The sequence below is a fragment of the Burkholderia sp. KCJ3K979 genome (assembly GCF_016759955.1).
Taxonomy (GTDB): Bacteria; Pseudomonadota; Gammaproteobacteria; order Burkholderiales; family Burkholderiaceae; genus Burkholderia; species Burkholderia orbicola.
Genome location: NZ_JACFYV010000284.1, coordinates 1 through 7350, shown reverse-complemented (window position 1 = coordinate 7350; position 7350 = coordinate 1). Strand labels below are relative to the sequence as shown.

Below are 7350 nucleotides of genomic sequence, written 5' to 3'. Positions count from 1 at the left end.
GTGCAGGTACGCGAGCGTGTCGTGCATCCAGCCCATGTTCCACTTGAAGTCGAAGCCGAGCCCGCCGTCGGCGGTCGGCGCGGTGACGCCCGGCCACGCGGTCGATTCCTCCGCGACGGTGACGACGCCGGCCGGCGCGGTGTCACCGTGCAGCGTGTCGTTCAGCCGGCGCAGGAACGCGACCGATTCGAGGTTTTCGCGGCCGCCGTACACGTTCGGCACCCATTCGCCTTCCTTGCGCGAATAGTCGCGATACAGCATCGACGCGACCGCGTCGACGCGGATGCCGTCGACGTGATAGCGGCGCGCCCACGCGAGCGCCGACGCGACGAGAAACGCACTGACCTCGGTGCGCCCGACGTTGAACACGCAGGTGTTCCAGTCGGGGTGCATCCCCTCGCGCGGATCGGCATGCTCGTACAGCGCGCTGCCGTCGAATTGCGCGAGCCCGTGCGCGTCGTTCGGAAAATGCGCGGGCACCCAGTCGACGAGCACGCCGATGCCGGCCGCGTGCGCGCGATCGACGAAGCGCGCGAAGCCGTCGACCGGCCCGAAGCGCGCGGACGGCGCGAACTGCGCGAGCGGCTGGTAGCCCCACGAGCCGCCGAACGGGTATTCGGCGATCGGCATGAATTCGACGTGCGTGAAGCCCATCCCCTTCACGTACGGAATCAGCCGCTCGGCGAGTTCGTCCCACGTCGCGCTGCGGTCCATCTGTTCGGGGATGCGCTGCCACGACTCCGGATGGACCTCGTAGATCGACCACGGCACGCGATAGCGGTCGTCGTGGCGCGGCCGCGCGTGCATCCAGCCGTCGTCGTGCCAGGCGAACGCGTGGAGCGCCGCGACGTCGGCGACCACCGATGCCGTGCGCGGCGGCGCCTCGGTCGCCCGTGCGCACGGATCGGCCTTGTGCGGCAGCACGCGCCCGTCGGCCGCGACCAGCTCGTACTTGTAGCGCTCGCCCGGGCCGATGCCCGGCACGAACAGCTCCCACACGCCCGACGGCCGCCGCAGCCGCATCGGATGGCGGCGGCCGTCCCATGCGTTGAAATCGCCGACCACCGACACCCGCTGCGCGCTCGGCGCCCACACCGCGAACCGCACGCCGTCGGTATCGTCGATGCGCACCGGTGTCGCGCCGAGGCAGTCGAGCACGGCTTCGGGATCGCCGGCCGAAAAACGCGCAAGCGCCGCTTCGTCGAGCAGCGTGCCGAACGCGTACGCATCGTCGGTCACCTGGTGCGCATCCGGCCAGTCGATCGAGAGCAGATAGTGCGGCGCGCCGCCATCGTGTGCGATCGTCCCCGCGAAGCAGCCGGCGCGATCGACGCAGGCGAGCGTGCCGAGTTCGGCGCCGTCCGGCGACAGCGCGCGCACGCGCTCGGCGCCGGGCAGCAGCGCCCGCACGACGATCTGGTCATCGTGTCGGTGCGGGCCGAGGCACGCGAACGGGTCGGGATGGCGGCCGGCGAGCAGCGCATCGATATCGGCGCGGTCGAACAGCGTATCGGTCATGGGTTTCCTCCGTCGTCGGGCAGCGCGCCGTCGCCGAGCAGCCGGTCGACCAGCGCCGCGAGCCCGCCGACCGGCACGCTCAGCCAGTCGGGCCGGTTCGCGGCTTCGTAGCACAGCTCGTACGACGCCTTGTCGATCAGGAACAGCGCGAGCAGGCGGTCCGCATAGTGCGGATCGACGAAGCGCGCGGGCGCGAGGTCGGCCGCCGCGCGATAGCATTCGACGAAGCGGTCGGCGGCGGCCTGCCCGAAGCGGTCGAACAGCGCGCGCTTGCGGCCGGCCGCTTGCGGCGGCGCCTTCTCGATCGCGAACTGTGCGGTCGCGCTGACATAGGACAGCGAGCGCAGCAGGCCGGCCACGTCGCGCAGCGGATGCGATTTCGCGCGCCGCCGCTCGAGCGGGCGCGCCGGTTCGCCTTCGAAGTCGATCAGCAGCGCGTCGCCCTGCACGTCGAGCACCTGGCCCAGATGAAAATCGCCGTGAATCCGCGTGCATTGCGCATCGAGCGTGCGCGGCACGAGCTCGCCGAGCGCCTCGACGGCCGCGTCGCGCGATGCGAGCAGCGCGTCGGCCGACGCGCGGGTAGGCGCATCGAGCGCGTCGAGCCGCGTGCGCAGCACGTCGAGCGCGCGTTCGAACGACGCGATCGCGTCCACGCACCAGCCGTCGACGTGCTCGGGCGTCGCGCGCTCCGGCGCGAACGCGGGATCGTCGGACGGCTGCGCGAGCGCGACGTGCAACTGGCCGAGCCGCGTGCCGATGATGCCGGCGAACGCCGCGTAGCCGAGCAGCGCGTCGGGTTCCTCGTCCGTTTCGGCCGTCTCGCCTTCGTCTGCGGCCGGCAGCGCCAGCTCGTCGATCGCGCGGCGCAGGAAGTCGAACGAGCGCGTCCATGCGTCGCCCTGGTTGTCGACGTAGCGCTGCAGGATCGCGACCGTATGCGGCGTGCCGTCCGGGTCGACGTGCACGACTTCGCCGGCCAGCGTCGCGGTGTTCGCATAGCCGATGCGCGTCAGGTGCCGGCTCATTTCCGCTTCCGGATGAATGCCGTGCGCGACCTTGCGCACCAGCTTCAGCACGATCGCGTCGCCGATCACGAGCGAACTGTTGCTCTGCTCGGCCGCGAGCCAGCGCACTTCCGCGTCGTCGCCCGGATCGAGCCCGGCGAGCGCGTCTTCCGGGAGAAAGGTGAGCCGGCCGCCGTCGGACGTGGGCACCGTCGCGCCGTCGCGCAGCTTGCGCAGCATCCCGCGCGCGAACGCCGGCAGCGCGAACGCATCGGTCAGGTAGCCGACCGTATGGCCGCGCCGCACGCGCGCCAGCGCCAGTTGCGCGAACAGCGGATGGGACGTCTCGCCGCCCCACGCGGTCGCGAGCGGCACCACGTAGCGCTCGACGCCCCCGTCGCTCGCGGACACCCACGCCTCCGCATACTGGAACGGCTCGTCCGGAATCGGCGTGACGACGTTCAGCCACGCGTCGCCGATCTTGCGATCCTTCGATGCGAACCAGCGCCGCCGCGCGAGCCACGACGCGAGCGCGTCGTGCGCCAGCGCGTGCAGTTGCGAGACGTCCGGCCGCGTATCGCCGCGCCGCATCACGAGCGTCACGTATTCGGGCAGCGGCTCCGCATGCGGCTGCCGCCACGACGGCTCGCGGCCATGCTCGGCGAGCACGAACCACAGGAACCCGTACGGCGGGAAGGTGAGGAGATACGGGAGCTGGCCGATCGGCGGAAACGGCGAATCGGACGTCATCTCGATCGGCACGCGGCCCGCGAATTCGGACAGGTCGAGTTCGACCGCCTGCGACGCGCGCGACAGGTTCGCGACGCACAGCACCGGCTCGTGGCCGTCCAGCTCGCGCAGGTACGCGAGCACCTTGCGGTTCTCCGGGCGCAGGAAGCGGATCGTGCCGCGCCCGAACGCCTGCGACGCGCGGCGCGTCGCGAGGATGCGCCGCGTCCAGTTCAGCAGCGAATGCGGGTCGCGCGTCTGCGCCTCGACGTTGATCGCGTCATAGCCGTACAGCGAGCCCATCACCGGCGGCAGCACCAGCAGTTCGGGGTCGGCGCGCGAGAAGCCGCCGTTGCGGTCCGACGACCACTGCATCGGCGTGCGCACGCCGTCGCGGTCGCCGAGGTGGATGTTGTCGCCCATCCCGAGTTCGTCGCCGTAGTAGATCACCGGCGTGCCGGGCATCGACAGCAGCAGCGAATTGATCAGCTCGATGCGGCGGCGGTCGCGCTCCATCAGCGGCGCGAGCCGGCGCCGGATGCCGAGGTTCAGCCGCGCGCGGCGGTCGCTCGCGTAGGTCTGCCACAGCAGGTCGCGCTCCGAATCGGTGACCATCTCGAGCGTCAGCTCGTCGTGGTTGCGCAGGAACACGGCCCACTGGTTGCTCGGCGCGAGCGCCGGCGTCTGCCGCATGATGTCGAGGATCGGGAAGCGATCCTCGCTCGCGATCGACATGTAGATGCGCGGCATCAGCGGGAAGTGGAACGCCATGTGGCATTCGTCCTCGTTGCCGAAGTATTCCTGCACGTCTTCCGGCCACTGGTTCGCTTCCGCGAGCAGCATCCGGTTCGGGTATTCGGCGTCGATCGTCGCGCGAATCCGCTTCAGGATCGCATGCGTCTCGGGCAGGTTCTCGTTGTTGGTACCTTCGCGCTCGACGAGATACGGCACCGCGTCGAGCCGCAGCCCGTCGATGCCGAGGTCGAGCCAGAAGCGCATCACCTGGATCACTTCGCGCACGACGGCCGGGTTGTCGAAGTTCAGGTCCGGCTGGTGCGAGTAGAAGCGGTGCCAGTAGTACTGGCCGGCCACCGGGTCGTGGGTCCAGTTCGACGTTTCGGTATCCAGAAAGATGATCCGCGTGCCCGCGTATTTCGTGTCGGTGTCGGACCACACGTAGTAGTCGCGATGCGTGGAGCCCGGCTTCGCGCGGCGGGCGCGCTGGAACCACGGATGCTGGTCCGACGTGTGGTTGATCACGAGCTCCGCGATCACGCGGATGCCGCGCGCATGCGCTTCGCGGATGAAGCGCCGCACGTCGGCCAGCGTGCCGTAGTCGGGATGCACGTCGCGGTAGTCGGCGATGTCGTAGCCGTCGTCGCGGCGCGGCGACGGATAGAACGGCAGCAGCCAGATCGTGTCGACGCCGAGTTCGGCGATGTAGTCGAGCTTCGCGATCAGGCCGGGGAAATCGCCGATGCCGTCGTTGTTCGAGTCGTAGAACGACTTCACGTGCACCTGGTAGATGATCGCGTCCTTGTACCACAGCGGATCGTCCGCACAGAGCGCGGGTTCGCGGCGGCGCGCGCGGCGCCGGCGCGGCGTGCCGGCCGGCGCGAGCGACGGGAATTGCGCGCGGCGCACGTCGTCGAGGGAATCTTCGCGTTTCATCATGCATGCGCTCCCGAAGGGCGGCGGGCGGGGTCCGGTTCGGGTGCCGCCGCCCGCGCGGCGCCCGGAGACGGCGCGAGCCGCCAGATTGCGTACGGCCGCACGTGCGGATCGAGCGACACGTACTGGCGATGGCCGCGCCAGGTCTCCGCGTGCGCGGCGTCCTGTTCGAGCGCATCGAGCGGTTCGCCGTCGGCCAGCCCGAGGCCGCGCCACAGCGCCGCATCGAGCGTGAAGTTCGCGGCCTGCGGATGCCACGGGTCGAGACTGATCGCGACGATCACCACGCTGTCGAACGCAGGTGTGGCCTTCATGAACACGAGCACCGAATCGTTGTCCGCATCGACGAACGTGAGCCCGAGATGCGTCTGCAGCGCCGCGTGATCGCGCCGCGCGCGGTTCAGCCGCGCGACTTCCGTGCCGATGTGCGCGGCCTTGCTCCAGTCGCGCGCGCGCAGCTCGTATTTCTCGGCATCCGCGTATTCCTCGCTGTCCGGCAGGGGCGCCGATTCGCCGAGCTCGAAGCCCGAGTACAGGCCCCACGAGCCGGCCAGCGTCGCCGCGAGCGCCGCGCGGATCACGAACTGCGAACGCGGCGCGTTCTGCAGGTGGCGCGGATTGATGTCGGGCGTGTTGACGAAGAAGTTCGGCCGGAAGAATTCGCGTGGCGGGCCGGCGGTCAGCTCGGTCAGGTAGTCGATGAAGTCGCGCTTCGACTCGCGCCACGTGAAGTACGTGTACGACTGCGAGAAGCCGACTTTCGCGAGGCGGTACATCATCCCCGGCCGCGTGAACGCCTCGGACAGGAACACGACGTCCGGATGCCGGCCGCGCACGTCGGCGATCATCCATGCCCAGAACGGCAGCGGCTTCGTGTGCGGATTGTCGACACGGAAGATCCGCACGCCCGCGTCGACCCAGAACAGCACCGCGTCGCGCAGCGCGAGCCACAGGTCGGGCAGCGCGTCCGGCGCGTAGAAATCGGGGTTCACGATGTCCTGGTAGCGCTTCGGCGGATTCTCCGCGAAACGCAGCGAGCCGTCGGGCCGCCACGCGAACCAGCCCGGATGCGCGGCGAGCCACGGATGGTCGGGCGAGCACTGGATCGCGAAATCGAGCGCGATCTCGAGCCCGTGCCCGCGCGCGGCGTCGACCAGCGCGCGGAACGACTCGAGCGTGCCGAGCTGCGGATGCACGGCCGTATGGCCGCCGTCGGGCGAGCCGATCGCGTACGGGCTGCCGACGTCGTCGGGGCCGGCGGTCAGGCTGTTGTTGCGGCCCTTGCGCGCGGACGTGCCGATCGGGTGGATCGGCGGGAAATACAGCACGTCGAAACCCATGTCGCGGATGCGCGGCAAATGCGCGATCACGTCGTCGAACGTGCCGTGCCGGTGCGGATCGTCGCTCGCCGAGCGCGGAAACATCTCGTACCAGCTCGAGAAGCGCGCCTGGCGGCGTTCGACGTCGACCGGGTAGGTCGTCGCGTCGTGCGTGACGAACGGGCGGTAGCGCAGCGCCGCGAAGGCGTCGGCGAGCGCGGGCCCGCCGATCGACGCGAGGCGGTCGTCGGGCGACGCGTCCTTGAGTTCGGCGGCGAGCCGTTCCATCTGCTTGACCGCGCGCGGATCGACGGGATCGGCGAGCTTCAGCGCGGTGGCGAGCAGCAGTTGCGCTTCGCGCACCTCCAGCGTCACGTCCTGGCCGGCCGCGCGCTTCTTCGCGATATCGGTGACGAGCGACGCCCAGTCGTCGCGCCACGCGACCACGCGGAATTCATGGCGGCCGAGCCGGTCGAGCGTGACGCGTGCGTGCCAGCGGTCGTTCGGCTCGGCTTCGAACGGCACTTCGCGCCAGGTGTCGTCGTCGTCGGCGCGCCACTGGAGCACGGCCGCGAGATGCGCGTGCCCGTCCGTGAAGATCGACGCGCTGACGACGAGCGGCTCGCCGATCACGCGCTTGATCGCGAAGCGGCCGTCGTCGACCGACGGCTCGACGCGCTCGATCGCGATCCGGTCGGCCACGAGCGCGGCCGACAGCGCGGTGCGTTCGCGCGCGGCGTCGGCGGGCGTCGTGACGGGCGGCGCCCGCCATGCATGCAGCAGCGCATACGCGCCGGGGGCGAGCGTGAACGGCTCGAGCGCGGCCGGCGGATGCGTGTGCGCGCCGTCCTGCGTGACGACGCGTGTGAAGCCGCCCGGCACGCCGGGCAGGATCGTCGCGGGATCGACCGTCGCCGGCGCGTCGAGATCGGGATTCAATGCGATCAGCAACGCCGCGTCGTCATGTTCGAGCAGCGGCCCGGTGCCGCGCAGCAGCGCGGTCGCGCTCGCGCCCGGCGCGCTCAGTTGCACGATTTCGCCGCGCGCCGCCGCGACGGGCGTGGCGCGGCGCCACGCGTTCGCATCGGCGAGCGCGGCCGCGCTGT

3 protein-coding genes are annotated in these 7350 nt (G+C 70.6%); all 3 read right to left on the bottom strand.

Going from position 1 to position 7350, the window contains the following annotated elements; all coding sequences use genetic code 11:
- On the bottom strand, positions 1 to 1518 hold a 1518-nt coding region (gene glgB / locus H3O04_RS32505), incomplete at its 3' end, for a 1,4-alpha-glucan branching enzyme (protein ID WP_202589247.1).
- Complete coding sequence (gene treS, locus H3O04_RS32500; RefSeq protein WP_202589248.1) at positions 1515 to 4925, bottom strand: maltose alpha-D-glucosyltransferase; 3411 nt, start codon at positions 4923 to 4925, stop codon at positions 1515 to 1517. The genes treS and glgB, both read right to left, overlap by 4 nt.
- The coding region (locus H3O04_RS32495; protein ID WP_202589246.1) for an alpha-1,4-glucan--maltose-1-phosphate maltosyltransferase at positions 4925 to 7350 on the bottom strand (2426 nt) is incomplete at its 5' end. The genes H3O04_RS32495 and treS, both read right to left, overlap by 1 nt.